A 3336-nucleotide genomic window follows, 5' to 3' on the forward strand; every position below is an offset into this window, starting at 1 on the left:
GTCTAAAATGTAGCTCTCTGGCTCTGACAAAGATTCCGCTGTTGCGGACGCCATGCGTTGGCGTAGCCTCGCCTCTGGCGATACGAGCCGAGCAGTCATCTTCTCCCCTCAAATAATGTTAGTTAAATTTTTACAGTGTCATCTTCTTTCTACTATCGGCGTCGATATCTCGATCTACTTTCGATAGCCATGACTCGCTCATGTAGTGTCCGCGACAGCGGCATCGAGTATCGGTTGAGAGTAGTCAGTAGCCGACTATTTTCGCTAAGAGAATGAAACTTATAAAAAATAATAACCTATAAAATTAGCCAGTTACAGATAGGAAACCCAATGATTTCTAATCCCGATCGTATGCAAGACTATACTCAAGATTATCAACTAGCGGAAGCAGCTTATCTCCAAGGTAACTATGAAAAAGCGGCCACAATTATCGACACCCTAGTTACTAAATTTCAGGACGACCCTAGCGTTCGGCTCTTGCGCGGACACATCTATTGTTATGGTTTGTATCAATACGAAATTGGTAAAAAAGAGTATGAATATGTCATCGGTATCTCGACCGACCCAGAATTTTTACAATTTGCCCATAGCGGATTAGACTATGCTAACTCTTGTATCGGTCAAATGGGCGATCGCGTCGATCGAGAGCAGTTTAATGGTGGTGATTCTGGCGGACATTATCGCAATACGACCGCCGATTCTGCCGAATTACTGACTTGGAGACAGCCCGAAGATCTGACTGCTGATGAAGATTTCGATCTAGCCGCGCTCAACTTTAACATCGATATGTCGGGACAACTGTTTCCCAGTCAAGGGACGGACATTTTCTCGATCGAGACTAATACCAATATTGGCGGCCAAAAGCCACAAATAGCAACTGGATTTTATAACAACGAGCAAGAAACTCTCACTGATGCTTTCGCATTTGGCTATAATCAGGAAGACAGCCAAGCGGAGCAAATCTTCGACAATTTACCGCTAGCGACGACATCCGAAGCCGCAGAGGATACTGGCTTTTTTAATATTTCGCCAGCAGCACAGCGTGCTTTCGATACTTTCGACCCCGAGCGATCTGTTTCTCCGTTTGAAAGTTCGGATCGCTCGACAGATTTACCCGCAGCGGCGAGCACCGAGTCAAAGTCTAAGACTGACCTGCCAGATCGCCCCGTGGCCGCATCAGATCGACCGACGATGATTTTTCCCGCTCATACCGCCGAACCTTCGGCACAGCCGCTCCACGATCGCATTGCGGAAATTAGCGGCGATTTCGGTCAAGCTGAGTTTTCGGTCGAAGATATCTCTGATGCTCTCAATGAAATTAGCGGCGCGCTACCCATGGCTTGGCCGCCAACAGGTCAATCATCCGATCCCGCCAATTGGCTGGACGAGAAATCACCAGCCGATGCACGGCACGATGACATCGAGAACCCCCAAGCTGACGGGTTTGATTTTGGTGTAGCACAAGCTTTTCAAGATGCCTTTCAACCTCAAGAAGTCAACACTACTCCCCCTGCGGCGCATGTTCCACTCGCCCAATCACCTTCGCAATTTGCAGCAATTGACGCACTACCATTTGCAGCGGAAGATGCTGACTTTGGGACGCAATCGGGATTTTTGGATCTGCCGGACGATTTTCTCGAACAGCGCGCGCCATCAGCAATGGACACACCTAAATCTTCAGCAATGTTTGATGATAGTTCGACCTTTATTAATGGAGTGTCGATCTCTGGCATCAAAGCTCAGCCTACTGGAGCTGTAAGTAGTATGTATCGCGATGATAATTCCCACCTGACTCATATCGCTCCAGCTCAAGGTGTCTTTGCGCCGTTTGAAAATGCTTCATTCCAGAAAAAGCAGTGGATGATCTCTGGTGCTGCGGGTCTGGGTGCGGCAGTTGTCATTGCGGGAGTAACTTTTGTGGCTAGCCTTACGCTCCCTGAAAAAGTTGCCAAAGATGCTCGTCCGCCGCTCCAAAATGCTGGTGCCTTAATGATGTTATTGGGTGGCTTGACTAGCTTTGGAATTACCAAAATCTTGACTGGTCGTTACACCAGACAGGTGAGTCGGAGCGTTCGCGATCTTCAGTCTAATTTCGAGCAAGTTGCTCAAGGAAATATGGGGGCGCGGGCGACTGTATCTTCTCAAGATGAATTGGGTGTATTGTCGTCCTCCTTTAACTACATGCTCCAATCGGTGGTTACTAGCAACTCCGAAGCCCAACGCAAAGCACGGGAGATGGAACTGGCCAAAGACGAACTCCAACGCCAGGTAATTCGCCTTCTCGACGATGTAGAAGGCGCAGCACGCGGAGACCTGACCGTTAAAGCCGAAGTTACTGCCGACGTCCTCGGTGCGGTGGCCGACTCCTTTAACTTAACGATCGATAGTTTGCGGCAGATCGTTCAACAGGTACAAGTCGCCGCCGTTCAGGTCAACCAAAGTTCGACCGAAAGTGAAGCCTTCGCCCGTCGATTATCCTCCGACGCACTCAGCCAAGCCGAAGAACTCGCCGTCACCGTGAACTCCGTCCAAATGATGACGGCCTCGATCAAACGGGTAGCCGAAAGCGCGCGGGAATCAGAAGAAGTAGCTCGCACGGCATCTTCTACCGCCCTCAAAGGTGGAGAAGCGGTCGAACGGACGGTAGCTGGTATTCAAGAGATTCGCGAAACAGTAGCAGAAAGTACTCGAAAAGTCAAGCGTCTGGCCGAGTCTTCGCAACAAATTTCGCAAATTGTGTCGGTAATTTCGCAAATTGCTTCGCGTACCAACTTACTCGCACTCAACGCCAGTATCGAAGCCGCTCGTGCGGGTGAATCCGGCAAAGGATTTGCGATCGTTGCCGATGAAGTCCGACAACTAGCCGATAGAAGTGCCAAAGCACTCAAAGAAATCGAGCATATCGTACTCCAGATTCAAAGCGAGACTGGTTCGGTAATGGCAGCGATGGAACAAGGGACGCAACAAGTCATCCAGGGTACCAAACTGGCAGAACAAGCCAAACGATCGCTCGATGACATCATTCAAGTATCCAATCGGATCGATGCTCTGGTGCGATCGATTACCTCCGATACGATCGAGCAACGCGAAACCTCCAAAGCCGTCACCGAAGTTATGCAATCGGTCGAAATTCAGGCTCAGTCCACTTCTCAAGAAGCACAGAAGGTTTCTTCATCCCTCGAAAACCTGGTTGTCGTCGCTCGCAACCTGTTGACTTATGTCGAACGATTCAAAGTCGAGTAAGGGATTAGGCTTTAGGCTTTAGGCTTTAGGCTTTAGGCTTTAGGCTTTAGGCTTTAGGCTTTAGGTTTTAGGCAGAGGGTATGAGGTGACGGG

General features: G+C 49.3%; 1 protein-coding gene. It reads left to right on the top strand.

From position 1 onward, the window contains the following. Positions 1–330: 330 nt before the first annotated feature. Positions 331–3243, top strand: coding sequence for a methyl-accepting chemotaxis protein (locus tag C7B77_RS26635; RefSeq protein ID WP_245894445.1), 2913 nt, complete (start codon positions 331–333; stop codon positions 3241–3243). Positions 3244–3336 lie beyond the last annotated feature (93 nt).

The organism is Chamaesiphon polymorphus CCALA 037 (genome assembly GCF_003003845.1).
GTDB classification, from domain to species: domain Bacteria; phylum Cyanobacteriota; class Cyanobacteriia; order Cyanobacteriales; family Chamaesiphonaceae; genus Chamaesiphon; species Chamaesiphon polymorphus.